The 16,112-nt window shown below is 59.8% G+C and carries 8 protein-coding genes and 9 pseudogenes; 8 read left to right on the top strand and 9 right to left on the bottom strand.

Annotated elements, in window-relative coordinates:
* The coding region (locus tag K288_RS48125; protein ID WP_244443423.1) for an oleate hydratase at nucleotides 1–774 on the top strand (774 nt) is incomplete at its 5' end.
* 12 nt (nucleotides 775–786) lie between these two features.
* Here the strand turns inward: K288_RS48125 and K288_RS0139490 are convergent.
* Together K288_RS0139490 and K288_RS55180 are read right to left on the bottom strand one after the other, a co-directional pair.
* Nucleotides 787–2,220, bottom strand: a pseudogene (locus K288_RS0139490) (ISL3 family transposase); the annotation flags it as partial.
* 15 nt (nucleotides 2,221–2,235) lie between these two features.
* Nucleotides 2,236–2,564: pseudogene (locus tag K288_RS55180) on the bottom strand (hypothetical protein); the annotation flags it as partial.
* A gap of 553 nt (nucleotides 2,565–3,117) precedes the next feature.
* On the opposite strand from K288_RS55180, the gene K288_RS0139485 reads away from it, so the two are divergent.
* Nucleotides 3,118–3,462: a hypothetical protein gene (locus K288_RS0139485; RefSeq protein WP_027584396.1), complete on the top strand. Its 345-nt coding sequence runs from the start codon at nucleotides 3,118–3,120 to the stop codon at nucleotides 3,460–3,462.
* A gap of 124 nt (nucleotides 3,463–3,586) precedes the next feature.
* On the opposite strand, the pseudogene K288_RS51410 reads toward K288_RS0139485, so the two are convergent.
* Nucleotides 3,587–4,386: pseudogene (locus K288_RS51410) on the bottom strand (linear amide C-N hydrolase); the annotation flags it as partial.
* Between the two features lie 451 nt (nucleotides 4,387–4,837).
* Between K288_RS51410 and K288_RS0139475 the strand changes: the two are divergent.
* Nucleotides 4,838–6,094: a cytochrome P450 gene (locus K288_RS0139475; RefSeq protein WP_244443425.1), complete on the top strand. Its 1,257-nt coding sequence runs from the start codon at nucleotides 4,838–4,840 to the stop codon at nucleotides 6,092–6,094.
* A gap of 83 nt (nucleotides 6,095–6,177) precedes the next feature.
* On the opposite strand, the gene K288_RS0139470 is transcribed toward K288_RS0139475, so the two are convergent.
* The 5 genes and pseudogenes from K288_RS0139470 to K288_RS55175 form a co-directional block, all read right to left on the bottom strand.
* Entirely contained in the window at nucleotides 6,178–7,515 is a 1,338-nt protein-coding gene (locus K288_RS0139470) for an IS5 family transposase (RefSeq protein ID WP_027584393.1), read from the bottom strand.
* A gap of 228 nt (nucleotides 7,516–7,743) precedes the next feature.
* Nucleotides 7,744–8,021: pseudogene (locus K288_RS48120) on the bottom strand (transposase); the annotation flags it as partial.
* A gap of 84 nt (nucleotides 8,022–8,105) precedes the next feature.
* Nucleotides 8,106–9,197, bottom strand: a pseudogene (gene istA / locus K288_RS48115) (IS21 family transposase); the annotation flags it as partial.
* Between the two features lie 230 nt (nucleotides 9,198–9,427).
* Nucleotides 9,428–9,769, bottom strand: a complete 342-nt coding sequence (locus tag K288_RS0139450) for a hypothetical protein (RefSeq protein WP_027584390.1) — start codon at nucleotides 9,767–9,769, stop codon at nucleotides 9,428–9,430.
* Nucleotides 9,770–10,342: 573 nt separating this feature from the next.
* Nucleotides 10,343–10,624 (bottom strand): annotated as a pseudogene (locus tag K288_RS55175) (recombinase family protein); the annotation flags it as partial.
* Nucleotides 10,625–11,207: 583 nt separating this feature from the next.
* Here K288_RS55175 and K288_RS53045 point away from each other — a divergent pair.
* The 4 genes and pseudogenes from K288_RS53045 to K288_RS53040 all read left to right on the top strand — a co-directional run.
* Nucleotides 11,208–11,327: pseudogene (locus tag K288_RS53045) on the top strand (ATP-binding protein); the annotation flags it as partial.
* A gap of 53 nt (nucleotides 11,328–11,380) precedes the next feature.
* The gene (locus tag K288_RS0139435) at nucleotides 11,381–11,620 is read left to right on the top strand and encodes a DUF3141 domain-containing protein (protein WP_027584387.1); all 240 of its coding nucleotides are present in this window, start codon (nucleotides 11,381–11,383) and stop codon (nucleotides 11,618–11,620) included.
* Complete coding sequence (locus tag K288_RS55170; protein WP_244443424.1) at nucleotides 11,617–11,706, top strand: DUF3141 domain-containing protein; 90 nt, start codon at nucleotides 11,617–11,619, stop codon at nucleotides 11,704–11,706. The genes K288_RS0139435 and K288_RS55170 overlap by 4 nt, the downstream gene beginning before the upstream one ends.
* Before the next feature lie 71 nt (nucleotides 11,707–11,777).
* Nucleotides 11,778–12,859: pseudogene (locus tag K288_RS53040) on the top strand (IS3 family transposase); the annotation flags it as partial.
* 1,565 nt (nucleotides 12,860–14,424) lie between these two features.
* On the opposite strand, the pseudogene K288_RS0139405 reads toward K288_RS53040, so the two are convergent.
* A pseudogene (locus K288_RS0139405) lies at nucleotides 14,425–14,715 on the bottom strand (transposase); the annotation flags it as partial.
* Between the two features lie 55 nt (nucleotides 14,716–14,770).
* Here K288_RS0139405 and K288_RS0139400 point away from each other — a divergent pair.
* On the top strand, nucleotides 14,771–15,796 hold the full coding sequence (locus tag K288_RS0139400) for an IS110 family transposase (RefSeq protein ID WP_027584385.1): 1,026 nt from the start codon (nucleotides 14,771–14,773) through the stop codon (nucleotides 15,794–15,796).
* Nucleotides 15,797–16,112 lie beyond the last annotated feature (316 nt).

Genomic DNA, 16,112 nt, shown 5'->3' with positions numbered 1-16,112 from the left:
ACCGGCATCGCCGCCTTGGCGTCAGCAGCGTATCTCATCAAGGAGGGCGGGATATCGGGCGAAAACATCGTCCTGTTCGAGGAGATGGAACGGTTCGGAGGCAGCCTCGACGCACATGGCGACGCGAGCAAGGGTTACGTCATGCGCGGCGGACGCATGTTCGAAGAAAAGTTCAACTGCACCTTCGACCTGCTCTCCTTCATTCCCTCAATCAGCGATCCTGCCAAATCGGCAAAGGCCGAACTCATGGATTTCCATCAAGAGTTTTTCTGGAACGACAAAGCGCGTCTGGTTTGCGGCGGCGAGATCGTCGATGTGTCCGATCTGGGTTTCAACAAGAAAGATCGCCTCGACCTGCTAGCCCTTTGCATGGCACCTGAGTCGGCCCTCGGCGCTCGAACCATCCAGGATTGGTTTGCCCCTCATTTCTTCCGGAGCAATTTCTGGTTCATTTGGTGTACAACCTTCGCTTTCGCGCCTTGGCACAGCGCGGTCGAGTTCAAGCGCTACTGCTTGAGATTCCTGCACCTGTTCTCGACCATTGACACCATGGCGGGGATCTACCGAACCCAATTCAACCAGTTCGATGCCATAGTTCGTCCGATCGTTGCCTGGTTGACGAGGCAGGGCGTGCGGCTGGAGATGAGCGCGGAAGTGACCGACATCGATATCACCATCGAAGGCAGCCAGAAGACCGCGACGCGTCTGTACTACCGGCAGGGCGCCAAGGACTGTGTTTCGGCGTGGAATAAGGGTCTGACGCATATTAGATGACAGCGTCGCGGATCACGCAGTCCCGAGCAATCGTGCTTCGAGAAGGTCGATTTTCGCGCGGCCAGACATTTGTCGTTTGACGAGTTTGAGTTTCGTAATCTGTGCTTCAACCTGGCCGTTTGACCAAGGTTGGATAATCGCAGCGCGCACTGCAGCTCTGTCCTTGAGGACTCCCGTGGCGAAGGATGAGACGAGGCTTCTCTTTGCGTTTGCGATCCAGACGTCGAGCTTGGCCTCATCCTTCTTTCGGATCATGTCGTGGAACTGGTCGACGAGCGCGCGGGCCTCAATAAGGGATGGCACACCAGCCTCGATGGCGGCGATGACTACGGCATCGGCCTTGGTCATGCAATTTCGATTGATGGTCATGAGATGCGCAATAGTTCTGGCCGAGGGAATCCTTTGCAGCTGTTGTTTGCTGGCCATTTCCGACCGACGTCGGCGTGTTGCCCACTCGCCAACGGCGCGGAGGGATCCCCGGAACCCTTGCGCCTGCAAGCGGCGCCAGAGTTCAGCGCCATTGCGACAGCCGCCGCTCCACTGGCCCTCAAGGAACAGAGCGTCGAGCGAGCGTTGCCGCGTTCGGAACACGTCGGCTCGCCCGCCACGCAACGTCTGTCGAACGAGATTGCGACTATGCCCCAGGCGGCGGACAATCTGCTTGATCGACAAGCCGTCGCGGGCGAGCTTCGCGATTGCCGCATTTGTATCCTCCCGCCGCAGATAGTTCTCGTACCGCAGCTTTTCTGCCGAGGTGAGCAGGTCGGCGGTGATTGTCGGCATACCGGTCGCGCTGCGGATTGCGCGCATGGACTTGCGCACCGCGTCGAGGAAGGCCGCGCTGGCGTTCTCCATCAGGTGCCAACGATCGGCGACCTGAATGGCGTCCGGCAGCTCCTTGGCAACCGCCTCACCATAACCGCCACCGCGATCGCGTGACACGATCTTGATCCCAGGATGATCGGCGAGCCAGGCTCGAACTGTCGCGACCTCACGATCTGGCAACAATGTCACAATCCGTCGTCGCTCGAGATCGCAGACAATCGTTCCGTAGCGGCGATTGCGTCGAAAAGCCCAATCGTCAATGCCGACAACGGTCAGAGGATCAGTTCGAAATGCCGTCCGCCGTCGTACAACCCGAAGCAACGTATCGTTGCTGACCGGCAGCATCAGTCGTTTGGCGAAGCTCGCCGCTGGTCTGCCGCCCAGTACCAGCCCCAGATGGTGGACGATGCAATCCAGCCGTGCCGTCCGGCGCGACCGAGACGGGAGAACATCGTCCCCGAACCGTTCAGCGAAAATTCGCCGCCGACAATGAGGCACCTCGCAAACGAACCTCCGCGTGATCACGCGGAGGCGTATTTCCTTGCCTGCACAGGGCAAATCCGCAGCCTGTCTGTCGTATCGGCTATGGACTCGGCTTGATCTCGCCCCGCATAATGGGCACTCGGCCACGCCGCTTCCGGTGAGCGCCTTCGCGATCGTCTCGGCGCTGGAGTGGCAACTGTAATGGCGCAAGCACGCCAGCGCCTCAGGATCGCGCTCGCCGGCAAGGATCGCCCGTATGATACGCAGGCCGGTCGCGCCGGTGATGTCGGTGACGACGTGGTGCATCAAGTTCTGCATATGCTGGATGTGTGAGGCTGCGTGGCCGTAGCGAACGCGTGCATGACAGATCTCCTTGATCCGATGTCGAGGGCAGCCTGGTCGGAGCGACGCGATTTGTAATGGGAGGTCGATCTGTCAAACTCGAGCGACGCGCAGGTCCGGCGGATCGAGACCTGCCACTCGCCGCGGAACGCCTCCACAGCCGGGAATCGGTGCGAAAACCCCTAGCCAGAAATGGTCCAGTTTGCCGGCCTCAGATCAACCAGCGCACGATTGGGCTCTGTTGAGCCTAATCGGTACGCCAGTGATCCGGTCCAGGATCGCCCTGAGCATAAGCACAAACGGCTTGAAGCGCACGTAGCGTCAGGTTGCACTATCACAGGAATTTGCGAACGGCCTCAGAGCCGTTCATCGAGGAGTACAAATGCGTCAATTCTCAAATGGAGATCCGCGTAATCTGTTTGAAACGCGGGGTGAGGCAGCTGGGCGAGGTGGCCGGCTTCGTTGATGTTGCAGGTCGATCAAGCATCGCGATGAACCTGACGGATCGAAGCGGTTTGGCAGCACTGATACGTAGCCCTTTGTGGGGCCGCGACTTAGCGCGTTAGCCTTACTAGCGCGGTTGAGCTCGGTGAGCTGGATGGCCTGTTGATCGCGAGCTCACAGGCCGCCAGCGTCTGTAGGACCGACGAAACGGCTCGTTATTTTCACGATGCAAGTAGCGAGAATGAGTCATTGAGCGACGATCTCCATCTTGAAGAGAAAGCAATCGAGGCGGTACGTTTTTACCGAGAGGCTCTTGCCGCTGCCGAGAACTCTGAAACCGCGCAAGCGCTCGCACATCGAGTGCTCATGAACATGCTGCCCGAGCTCGAGCGCGCAGTTCTCGAGGATCGACCTCCATCAATGCGGAGCAAGCTATTTGATGCCGGTGCGAAAGCGGTCGCTCGATTGAATGAGGCGCGGCAGGTCTTGAATGAGGCGACCGCAAGGTTAGAGGGAGCTCGCCAGGCCCTGGCGGCTCTCGAGGTGCAGCTCGGATACATTCCAGATGTGCGCCAGGAAATCGAACTTAAATGACGGCTGAGCGAGCACTCTCGTGAACCGACGGAGAGGACCTGTATGGCTCGCGTCGCGAGCGGGCATATCCGGTGAGACCGATCAATGTGCAGCCTTGTTTTTAGATGTGTCCGTGGAATCGTGTAACCGAGACATTGCGGATCACGCTGAAGACGCTCGCCAACGTGTGGTTGCGATTCTCGTCCTTCGGGAATCGCATTGACATAAAAGCCTGCGCGGGCGAAGCGATCGGAGGAACGATTCGTGCCGGGCAAGAACACAGTGCCTCCGATCTGTTCCCAATAGGCGTTGAGCGCGAGTTGCTTGTCGAAGATCGGCGAGTTGGTCATCACCTGGTACTTGCGGTTGTGATGGATGACCTGCTTGCCTCTGATGTATTCGACGATGGCGCTGTCGCCGCTCGCATCCGATATGGAAAGTTGCAGGCTCGCAAGCCGCTTCTCGTCCGGCACGTTGTCGGTGACGATGATGGACGGCTCTCTCTCAAAGTCGGCCACCGCCTCCTGAACAGTCGCGAAGTTGTCGAGCACATATTGCGCCCAGGCCGTGAGCCCCCGCCTGCTCGGGTCGTACTTCGGATATTCCGACTCCGCGAGCCGCAGCACGTTGGCAACGAGGCCAGCCTCGTTCAGCCCGCCAGTGGTGGAGATGTCGTAGGCTGAGGGGATTACGCCTGCCGTATTTCGAGGTCCACCTCAGCGAGTTAGGCCCGACCTCGCCGCTGCGTGCCATCCCTCGTGGGAAGATCCACAAGTTGGTCTCCAGATCGCTCTTCCGGTCCATCGATCTGGCCATGATCACGCGCTTGTTCGCACCAAGATAGACGAGACGCGTGCATGCCGTTGCAATCGTCGGCGCGATAGCAAGAAGCGCGGCAAGGCCAGCCGACAGGATACGCTGGCGGACGAACTGTCTCTGCGGCATGGCATGTTACTCTCTCGACTGGGATGTGGGTGGTGAACGGCGATGGTGCCCCGAACCAAGCAATTGCCGCGCCGAACCAAAAATGGGAGGCTGCAAGCACTTATAGCAGGTGTGTAGGTGAAGTTGTCGGCCTTTGTCTGAAAGCTGCCGCGCGCCGATAATCAACCCGGCTCAGCGGGCTTCGTACCAATGGTAGGATCACGTTCACTTTGCCCGCTCTAAGTAAGTATCCCTGGCAAGCGCGGGTCAAGCCGCGGGAGGCAGCAGAACTTTGACACTTTAGGCAGTTGAAATGGACCCGCGGAGCGGGACCGCTTGAACCGGTTTGTTAGTTGGAAACTGCTGCGCATTAGGATACTCTGTGAAGCGACGACCTGTTCGCCGCCAAACCGTAAGGGTACCCGAAACCATGGACACGAGCTGTGGACCCGTAAGCTCTCGAGTGAACAAAATCTGCGGAGACGATCTGAAAGCGCCATTGGCACACGTTAGAGTCGATGATGCCTCGAGTATTCCGCTGGGCAATCTGGATGTAAGCGAAGCCAAGCGCTTTCAAGATGATACCATATGGGCGTGCTTGGAGCGCTTGCGAAGGGAAGATCCGGTTCACTACTGCCAAGATAGCCGCTATGGACCGTATTGGGCCGTCACGAAATACCACGATATTGTAGCAGTAGATACAAACCACAAGACATTCTCGTCGGAGCAAGGTGTCACGATCGTCGACGTGCCTGACGAGCACTGGACTCCGAGTTTCATCAAGATGGGGCCCCCCAAACATGCTGATCAGCGCAATACCGTAAGTCCGATCGTTGCACCGGAAAACCTGACGAGGCTCGAAAGCCTGATCCGCTCTCGGGCCCGGGCAATTTTGCAGGGCTTGCCGCGCAATGATCCCTTCAATTGGGTGGATATGGTTTCCATCGAGTTGACGACACAGATGCTCGCCACACTCTTTGACTTTCCTTTTGACGACCGGCGGCTTTTGACCTATTGGTCGGACGTAGCTGTCACACCTCCGAGAGCAGGGCATGCGATCGACAGCTGGGATAAGTGCCGCGCAATCTTGTCGGACTGCCGGGAGTATTTCGCCCGACTTTGGAACGAGCGCATTAATCTCGAGCCGCGCCTCGACCTGATTTCCTTGATGGCGCACTCGCCCGCCACGCGCCATATGAAGCCGGATGAGTTTCTCGGGAATCTGATTCTGCTGATCGTGGGAGGCAATGACACGACCCGCAACTCGATTACCGGCGGCGTTCTGTTCATGAATCAGAACCCCTGTGAGCTGCGAAAACTACACGACAATCCGGGGCTGATGTCGAGCGCCGTGTCCGAGATTATTCGATACCAGACGCCGATCGTACACATGCGCCGCAACGCTGCGGCAGATTGCGTGGTGGGTGGGAAACAAATTAGGAAAGGCGACAAGGTCGTCATGTGGTACATCTCTGGCAACCGGGACGAAGAGGTGATCGATAACGCCGACAGCTTCCTCATCGACCGTAAGAACGTACGGCAGCATCTCTCGTTTGGATTCGGCATCCATCGGTGCGTTGGCCGACATCTTGCGCAACTGCAGTTGAAAGTCCTCTGGGAAGAGATTTTGAATGCGCGTCTGGAGATCAAGGTTGTCGGCGAACCTGAGCGAATTGCTTCAAACTTCGTGCACGGCTATTCCGCACTCCCGGTGCAGATTGCAGCCTAGGTCTTGATCGCTCGCAGCTGACAACCGGCACGCGGCGTGGCTTGCTTCGTCTTGACGTTTACCGCTTCCGACTTAGTCGTTCGTTAAGAAGCCGGATTGAGCTTTGCGGGACAGGCGAGCGTTCGCCATAGGAACAGGCGCAAGAACTCCCTGAGCCAGGCGAGGATGTGGCGCAAGTTGTGGCCAACGGCTGAGAGGATGACGTTGGCGGCATCGCCGGCACGGCCTTTGAGGTAACAGCGGCCGAGATGACCTTCTGCTTTCATGTGTCCGATGATGGGCTCGATGGCGGAGCGGCGGCGCAGCTCGCGCTTGATGACGCCGAAGACGCCGCGTTTCTGGCCGGAGATGAAGACGCAACGTGGATTTTGAGCGTCACGGCCGCGGTACCCCTTGTCGACATAGGCCCGCTCGATCGGACAGCCAGTGAGTGTCTCGGTGCGGTCGATGACACCGCGCAAGGTATGACCGTCGTACGGGTTGTCGGGCATCGCGCTGGCGTGCAGCACGAACAGGCCGCCAGGGGCCTGGCGGTTGTTGGTGACGATCGAGGCCTTCACGCCGAACTCGTAAGGTGCAGTGGCCTTGCCCTTGCCGATGCACTCCACCTCCGGGGCATGAAAAGAATAAAGCTTCCAGCCACGCTGGCGCTGCTGTTGCGAGCGGATCTGGCTGGCTCGGCCAAGCGGGAGTACGAACGCCTCCTCCAGTGCTGGCTCGTCCTCGATCTTGCGGCGGATGTCGCGGATGATCCGGCCCAGCCGGCTGCGCAGGATACGCAACTGCCGCTGATGCCGCCCGAATTGTTTGGCATGAGCGTAGCGACCCGCCATCATCGCGGCTGCCTTGGCCACGCGAGAATAGGATTGCCGCAGCCTGACGCCGTGCTGTCTCGCCAGGCGGTTGAGACCCCTGATGGCCGCATGCAAGAGCTTGGCATCAGTCGGAAAGGTGATGGCCTTCGGTTGCACCGTGGTGTCGACCGTGACGCGCTTGAGGTCCTGGCCGCGTAACGCGCCGGCCGCGTGCGCCACCCGCAGGCTCTCGGCCAGCAGCAGCTCCAGCTTGTCGCCGAGCCGCTTGCGCCAATGGCTCAGGTCCGAGCGCTCGTGCGGGAAGGTGTGCTGGAAGAACTCTTCGCCGGTGAAGAACTGGAAATACGGATCGTGGACCCAGCGCTCGCACGCCCCCTCGTCGGACAGCCCGTAAATGTGCTTGAGCAGCAAAAGCCCGATCATGAAGCGGGTCTCGATCCCGGGCCGGCCGTTCTCGCTGTAGAGCGGAGCGATCTCGCCGTCGATCCAGTCCCAATCGACCTTGCCGGCGAGCAGAACCAGCTCGTGCTTCATGTTGATGATCTGGTCCAGCCGCGCCCGGAACAGGTCATTCGATCCCGTGGTCTTGTGCTTCTCCGGCCGCATCGTCTTCTCCGATGCACCACAGAATCATGGCCCGCAGCAAAAGGAAATCCAAAAACCAATCTGCAGGGTTTGGAAGCCTCAAGCCCCAAATCCCTGCAATCTCAAACGCCTCCAAAACCCGAAAACAGACTCCCGCTCAATCGCTTAGAGCCTTGTTCACGGCCGACGACTTAGAGGCACGCGGCGGGGTCAGATCGGCCACGGGCCTCCCTCAAGGCCGCAGTCTCTCCGGCGGAGCTCCTTCACCTCGCCAGACGTCGCCGCGCGCGCCGTGTCGCCCGCCAGGCGGCGCTTGCGGGCCTCGAGGACTCCTTGGACAAGCCATAATACATCGAGGCGGCGATGCCTTCTCGGCGACAGAGCTCGGAGATGTTCTCCTCGCCCCGCAGGCCTTCCAGCACGATGCGGATCTTCTCTTCTGCCGCGTGGTGCCGACGAGTCTGCCGCCGAATGTCCTTTAGCACTTGTTCTGCCGGCGCTTTGCCCGGTCCGCATTTCTGTTTCATCTTCGCTCCTGGTGGCTACGATGAACCAGAAATCCTCCCTCCGCAAAATCCCTCAATTTGTCTCGCAGGCGCTGACGGCGAACAGTCGTCGATGCGCGCGTCAACGAGCTCACGGATGAGCCGATACGGCGCAGAATACCAGTGTCTGTCGATCTCGATATGATAGTCGGGGCCGACCCGGCATCGCTTCCAGCGCGCGAAAGCATAGGCCTGGTCCGGCAGCTTTGTGAGCTTGGGCTTGTCGAGCTCGGCGAACAGTTCGGCGCGGCTGGCGCCAAAGTCGCGCATCTGTCTTGCATTGAGTTCGACGGCGAGTATTTTGATGGCTGCGTTCAGCTCCGCCAACGAAAAGAAGCGCTGGTTGCGTAGCCGCGCCAGGATCCATCGCTGGCGACTTGCACTGCAATTTCGACCTTTGCCTTCTTTTGGGCGCCGCCGCCGGGCTGCGAGAACGGCCGTGCCGTAATGGCTCGCCATCTCGGCATAGGTTCGGTTGAGGCCGGGATCGTGGCGGTCGGACTGGTGACCGCGGCCTCGAGATTGTCGCAGACCACGAATGTCGGCGCGTCGCCGAGGAAGGCGTTGACGTGGGCCCGCATCCAGTCGGCGAGCCCCTCGCTTGGGCAGGCCTCGGCGTAGGTATAGTTGGACGCACCCGTCGCGGCGACGAACAGCTTCATCGACTGCATTCCCCACTCGAGGGGTCGATGACGTCGATGTGTCGCCGGCGAAATCCACAAAAACCTTCTCGCCGCCCAGATGGGTCTGCCGCATCGACGGCCGGGTACGCCCCTTCCAGGCCTCGTAGCTCGTGCAGAACCATGTGTAGCCGAATCCATCGGATAGGTGGCGGCGATACTCGTCCCTCAGCAGCCGGCGGGTCACGTTGCGCCGGCGCCGCTCCTTGTCGACATAGCCCCAGTCCGGAACGGGTCGCTGGGGACTCTGCGACGCTAACTTCGGCGCAGGGAAAAGCAGCAGCTCCAGGTCCTCGTCGCTCATCCCGGCCGGCACCGGCCAGTTCAGCCCTGCAGCCTCAGCTCGAGGCGATATAGTTGTGCACGGCACCGTTGCTGATGCCCAGGGTGCGCGCGATGGCTCGCTACGGCAAGCCTTAATATGTTTTAAGCGGAGAACCTCTTTGATCCGGCGCATCGACAATCTCTGGGTGGGCATCGGCCTTCCTCGTCCATTGACGAGGCTGGTCCTAAGCCGGTTGAGTTGTCGGCCGAACCGGGCGGAGCCGCTGAAACGTTGCTCCCGATCCCGCGAAACATGCACAGTTACCGGACTCCACGGCAGATCGAAGAACAAGGCTGCACGTTGATCGGTCTCACCGGAGATGCCCGCTCGCAACGCGCACCATCCTCTTCGTCGGTTCACGACAGTGCTCGCTTAGCCGTCATCTAAATTCGATTTCCAGGCGCAACATGTGGAATGTATCCGAGTTGCACCTCAAGAGCCGCCAAAGCCTGGCGAGCTCCCTCTAACCGTGCGGTCGCCTCATCGAAGACCTGCCGCGCCTCATTCAATCGCACGACCGCTTTCGCACCGGCATCAAACAGCTTGCTCCGTATCGACGAAGGTCGATCCTCGAGAACGGCGCGCTCGAGCTCGGGCAGCATGTTCATGAGCGCTCGATGTGCGAGCGCTTGCACCGTTTCAGAGTTCTCGGCAGCGGCAAGAGCCTCTCGGTAAAGAAGTACCGCTTCGATGGCTTTCTCTTTAAGATAGAGACTATCGCTCAATCACTCATTCTCGCTGCTTGCATCGTGACATGAACCAGCCGTTTCTTCGGTCCTACAGACGCTGGCGGCCTGTGAGCCCGCGATCAGGCATCCAGCTCACCGAACTCAATCGCTCGCGCCGCCGCGCTAGTAAGGCTAAGTGGATCTCCATTTGAGAATCGGCATTTTTACTCCTCGATGATCGGCTCTGAGGCCGTTAGCAAACACCTATAATCGTACAACCTGACGCTACGTGCGCTTCAAGCCGTTTGTGCTCATGCTCAGGGCGATCCTGGACCGGATCACTGGCGGGCGATTAGGTTCAACAGCCCAATCGTACGTTGGTTGACCTGAGGCTGGCAAACTGGACCATTTCTGGCTGGGGGTTTTCGCACCTGCAGTGAGACCGAACTTTGGACCACTCGAAACTAGAGTTTTACGACTCTAAACACGTTGGCGGGCTGGCGGCGCCACGCGGTTTTGCAGCAAAATCGGCGGTCTGTTGCCGATCGCCCCATGCGGGCGTTCTTCGCGGTCGTGATAGGCGCGCGGATCGTAAAGCCACTCGCCATCCGCAATCAGCACGCCAAATACCGAGCACAGTTCGAGAAGCTGATGCCAGTCCCGGTTATTGCGGGCCAAGCGCGAAGCGTCGAGGCTCACCACAAGACCGGCGTTGCCAAGGCCGATCTCGGCAATGAGCTTCCGGAAACCATGACGATCCACACCGCCAGCACCGGATTTGCCCAGATCCTCGTCAATCACCTGGACGCGCTCGGGCGGCCAGCCCAGACCGATGGCGCGATCGACAAGGCGGTACTGCAGCTCGGTGCTCTCCTGATGCTGGCGCACCTGGTTCACGGATGACTGCCGCACGTAGACATAGGCCAACTTGGCTCGGTGTGCGGTCGTGAGCCGCTCGTCAGCGACGGTCGAGCCGGTCAGCACGACCCAGTCCCCTTCCGGGCGCGCCGGGGATCGCTTGCATTCGCCGCATCAGCGCGGCGATCGTTTGAGCAATCTGGGTTTGCGTCGCGGTCGACAGATTCGGCCAGAGGCGCGGAATGTCGGCCGTTGGACGGCCGGGTGGATTTGCCAACGTTGGCAGGGGTCGATACGCAACGCGACCTGGGAGCGGTCGGTGGGTCATCGCGAATCACCTTCTCGTCGAGAAGGCTCAGACTCGCGCTCAAATGTTGCATCAATGGGATCAGCGTCCGTACACTGATGCGCGGCAGATCGGCCGCGTTCGGGCGGAAAGCGATCGACGTCTCGGCAAGGTCCGTCGACGCGATCCGAACCGCCCGCTGCCGTCCGTCCGGCAGCGCGACAACGACGTAGGCGGGACCGCGTCCCGACCGCTCCTTCAGCACCTCAAGCCGGTGCCCAAAAAGAAAATGATGCGGGTCAGTGATCGTGACGTGAGACACGACCCGTTCAAGAATAGGGGTACTCTGTCGTGTTCGGTGATCCCACCCTCGGCGATGCGATATTGGACCGCATCATTCACAATGCCCACCGCATCGAGCTCAAAGGCGACAGTCTACGGCGTCAGGCTGGCGAAAAGAAAAAACCGTGAGCACCTCGCGCACGATTGGCTCTTCCTAAAGTACGCGGGGCTTTTTTCGCGATGTGGACACAGCGCGCGAAAGCTTCCTTGCAACAGAGAGATGGTGGGCCAGCTTCTGCCCGCTGCACGAGAACGAGATCTGCTGGATTCTAGAAAACCTGTTTATCGGCAACCGGCTTGCCAAAAACAAAGCTTATCTAGCATCAGATCGTCAGCACGTGGATCTCAAGCAGATCAGGGCACCGATCATCGTGTTTGCCAGCCGCGGCGACAACGTTTACGCCCACCCCAGCAGGCTCTGAATTGGATTACAGATGCTTACGAGAACGAGGAGGAAATCCGTGTCCGTGGCCAAAGCATTATCTATATGGTGCATAATGACGTCTGAAATGGACCCCGATGTACGCACCAGGGGCTAAGTTGGAAATGGGCCGCTCCGTTTGATAAACGGAGGGCATGATGACGAAGAAGACGAGACGGAAAATCGATGCGGCGCTGAAGGCGAAGATTGCGCTAGAAGCGGTGCGGGAGCAGGCGACGGTGACCGAGCTGGCGCAGCGCTACGAGGTGCATCCGAACCAGATCTATGCCTGGAAGAAGTAGCTTCTGGAGCAGGCAGAGCGGGCGTTCGACGCCGGGGCCGGGCTGGACGGGGAAGCCCAGCGTGAACGGGAGATCGAGAAGCTTCACGCCAAGATCGGGCAACTGAGGATCGAGCGGGAGTGTTTAGCCAAGAGGTCCGGAAGATGAGCGTTTCGGACGGCAGAGCGATGCTCGATCGCGGCGACAAAGAGCTGTCGATCCGCCGACAATGTGTGTTGGTCGGGGTGGCGCGGTCTGGCGTGTATCGTCCCCGCAAACCAGCCAACGACAACGACGCACCATTGCTGCGCCGGATCGACGAACTGTTCACGGCGTGGCCGTTTCTGGGCTCGCGCCGCCTGACGGCGATGCTGCGTGCCGAAGGTTGTCCGGTCAACCGCAAGCGCGTGCAGCGGCTGATGCGGCAGGTCGGGATCGCGGCGCTCGGGCCGAAGCCGAACACGAGCAAGCCCGCACCCGGCCACAAGATCTGTCCCTATCTGTTGCAGGGACTGGCCATCGAGCGGGTGAACCAGGTCTGGGCGGCGGACATCACCTACATTCCGATCGGCCGCGGCTTCCTCTATCTGGTGGCGATCATCGACTGGGCAAGCCGTGGGGCGTTGTCGTGGCGGCTGTCGAATACGATGGATGTTTCGTTTGCGTGGCTGCGCTGGAAGAGGCGCTGGCGCAGTACGGCCCTCCAGAAATCTTCAACACCGATCAGGGCTCGCAGTTCACCTCGGCCGCCTTCACGGGTGTGCTCGCTGCGGCTGGCATCGCCATTTCCATGCGGGCGCGGGCGCTGGATGGACAACGCCTTCATCGAGCGACTGTGGCGCCCGCTCAAGCACGAGGACATCTATCTTAAGGGCTACGCCGACAGCGGAGAGGCTCGTGCCGGCATCGCGGCGTGGATAGCGTTCTACAACCATCGCCGCCTTCATCAGGCGCTCGGCTATCTGGCTCCCGATCGCAAGACGATCGCCGACTTCCGCAAGGACAATGGCGCGGCGATGCGGAAGCTTTGCGCCCCATGGCGGCCATCGGAATTGCCGTGTTCGTTCGGTTGGCACCGCAACGGACCTGAGATAGCAGCCGTATCAGTTTGCTGGGCCGAGCGCCGATGCTGCGCCGGTTCTGGCGGCCTAGACGACTTCGCCGGGCTCGGTGCTGTCCTAAGTAGGAATCCGTCCTAATTGGGATTGAACCACGAACGGTAGTTTTCCGGAATTCCCTTAAACTGATGATAGCTTTAACATAACTATGGCGGCGGTTGCTTTGCACTATGGAACCTGTGGGAACGCAACGAGAAGAAAGCGGAGGAGAGCGTGAGTCTCAAACGACAGTACCGAGAGCTAAAGAAGTTGCAAGAAAAGGTTGTTCAATGGGAAGGAAGGATTTGTTCCCGGCGATCGATTGAAAGGCAGTCGGTGCGGCGAGATGTTTTTCTCTCAATTCCGGGACACATCACCTCCGAGCCCTGCCTGGTACGTGATCTCTCTGATAGGGGCGCTGGCATTCAGCTTAATGGACTCACGATTTTGCCGATCGAGTTTTCGCTTTCCTTCGAGGAGTTTCGCACCACGTACCCGTGTCGCCTCATCTGGCGACAAGGCGACTTCATCGGGGTGGCATTCCAAAACACGGGCACCGATTCCTGAAATGGACCCGCGCACCGGGAGCGCGGAGCTTTCGCATATCTGGCGCTTTCCGTTTTCGGCTTTGCTTGACCGCCGAAAACCTCAACGAAGCGGCCTTGAACGCCCCGGCGCTAGCAAATTTTCGGCGGCGACCAAAGATTTCGCAGGGCATCAAGCGGTCGAGATGTGGCCGATCGATCGATTGCGTCCGTATGAGCGCAATTCGCGACGGCCGCCGAGCAGATCGGACAAATCGGGGCGTCGATCCGCGAGTGGGGGTGGACCATGCCAATCCTGGCGGCGGATGGTGGGATGGTACTTGCTGGTCATGGTCGCCTAGCGGCTGGCAAGATGCTCGACATGGCCGAGGTGCCCGTAATTGCCGCGCGGCGGGTGGAACCAGAAGCGCGCCTGGATCTGCTGCATCTGTTTTGCCAATGCCATGGAAAAGGTGCCGGTGGATATCCTTCTAGGGCCCGGGGGTTCTGAACTTCAAAAGTCGCCAATTTCCGCGCGCAGCGGCTCTGCCGGCGGAATGCCAAAATCTTATCGCTATCGTCCATCGCTTTTCCTCGCCTCGTTGGGAAGGCTCTCGTATCGCGCGAGCAGGTTGGCCCGCCGTTTGATGGCGCAGCGCAGCTCGCTCGTGACGGACTCGAATGGCGTCTTCAAGCCACACCAGCAGCGCGAAGCGTTGGCGCGGATGGAGCCGGCGAAGGCACCCGTGCGGTGGCCCGAACACCACCGCACTGTACGTAAATCCCGCCTTCGCCAACGCGACCCAAGCGCTCTGCACGAGATGATCATGCCCGGCCGGCGTGGCCGTTTTTTGTTTTCTTATGTGGCATTTTCCTCTTTTTGACTGACCTGCAACCGAACTTTCATCCAGCGGCGGTTAGAGTCTCGGGGTTTTGTACGCCACGTGGCGCGGGTGGAGCAACGGACGATCGGCGGAGCTGGTCGGGGTTGCGTAGCCGGTCGTCCGTTGCGGTGAGGTGGGCGGCATAGGCCGCGGGGGTGAGGTATTTCAGCGACGAGTGAGGCCGCTGGATATTGTAGTCGGCGACCCAGGTGGCGAGCTTGGAGCGGGCGTCGTCGAGATCGAAGAAGAGGGTCTCGTTGAGCAGCTCATCGCGCATCCGACCATTGATGGGGAAGACGGCCCCGCTCTCTCGGCGCCGGCGTTATACTGGCAATATACGGAACCGCTAACAGGAGGCTCTCGGTATGGAAGTCGCGACAATTGGGGTGGATATTTCGAAGCACGTATTTCACATCCATGGAGTTGATAGCAAAGGCCAAGTGACCAATCGCCAACGCCTCCGGCGAGGCGAGATCATATCGTTCTTCTTCTCCTCGCTCGCGCCTTGCCTGGTCGGCATCGAGGCCTGCGCCACCGCTCACCACTGGGCACGCGAGATTCGGCGGCTTGGACACGATGTGAGATTGATCCCGCCGGCCTATGTAAAACCTTACCTGCGGCGAGGAGCCAAGAACGACGCCGCTGACGCGGCCGCGATCTGCGAAGCGGTCACCCGTCCCAATATGCGGTTCGTTCCAATCAAGAGCGTCGAGAACCAAGGCTTCTTGATGCTTCATCGCGCAAGAGGCCTGCTGGTTCGCCAAAGAACCATGACGGCTTGCGCCATTCGAGCTCACTTTGCTGAGTTCGGAATCATTGTCGGGCAGGGCCGGCAAAGGGTGGATGGTCTGGTGGACCTGTTGGTTGACGAGGGGCTGGCGATACCTGCCAATGCTCATATGGCACTGGCTGTTCTTGTGAACCAACTGAAGGAATTGGACCGGCAGGTCGATGCCATCGAGCGTGAACTGGCTCACATCCAGAGAGTAAATCCGATGGCGAAGTTGCTTTCCTCGATTCCTGGCGTTGGTCCCATAACGGCCACGGCCCTCGCCGCGACGGTGCCGGATCCGACCATGTTTCGCTACGGGCGAGAGTTCGCAGCCTGGCTTGACCTGACGCCTAAGCAGAATTCCACTGGCGCGAAGGAGCGGCTCGGCCGGATAACGAAACAGGGCGATTCCTATCTCAGGCACCTGCTTGTCATCGGAGCACGCAACATCGTTCGGTACCCAAAGGCACGCTCTCGGGTCGGAGGCGGCTGGATCGAAGCTCTGCTGGAGCGGCGTCGGCCCATGGTCGTTGCCATCGCTGTTGCCAACAAGTTGGCCCGGATCGTCTGGGCGATGATGACGACCGGGGAATTCTATCGGCCTAAGCTCGCGGCCTGAGCTGCCGCGTATCCTGGCCACCTTAAGGTGTGAGGGCAAATGACAGCATGATGGAAACCGGCGGAGCTGGGGATCGAGCAAGCCCGAAGAGCTTTAAGCGCAACAAGCGCGACCCGTTGATGAGGCCTCGATCCTCGATCCGCGATCTCCATCAGGGCCAGCGGCCATCGTATCGGTCGCACCAACAGGCCGTATACATGAACGCACCCGACCGTTATCCAAAGTGCTGCTAAAAATCCCTTGCATCCGCGGGGCCGTCTATACATGAAGCTTTCGATGAAGCCGTTCTGCATCGGCTTTCCTGGCGCGATGTAGT

Source organism: Bradyrhizobium sp. Ai1a-2 (assembly GCF_000426245.1).
In the GTDB taxonomy this organism is placed as follows: Bacteria; Pseudomonadota; Alphaproteobacteria; order Rhizobiales; family Xanthobacteraceae; genus Bradyrhizobium.
This window is presented reverse-complemented; position numbering and strand designations above follow the sequence as displayed.

What these genes read in the sequence shown, in the direction of transcription:
- K288_RS0139470 (WP_027584393.1), bottom strand. Translation starts at nt 7,515, where the DNA reads ATGCGGCCGGAGAAGCACAAGACCACGGGATCGAATGACCTGTTCCGG.
- K288_RS0139400 (WP_027584385.1), top strand. Translation starts at nt 14,771, where the DNA reads ATGGAAGTCGCGACAATTGGGGTGGATATTTCGAAGCACGTATTTCAC.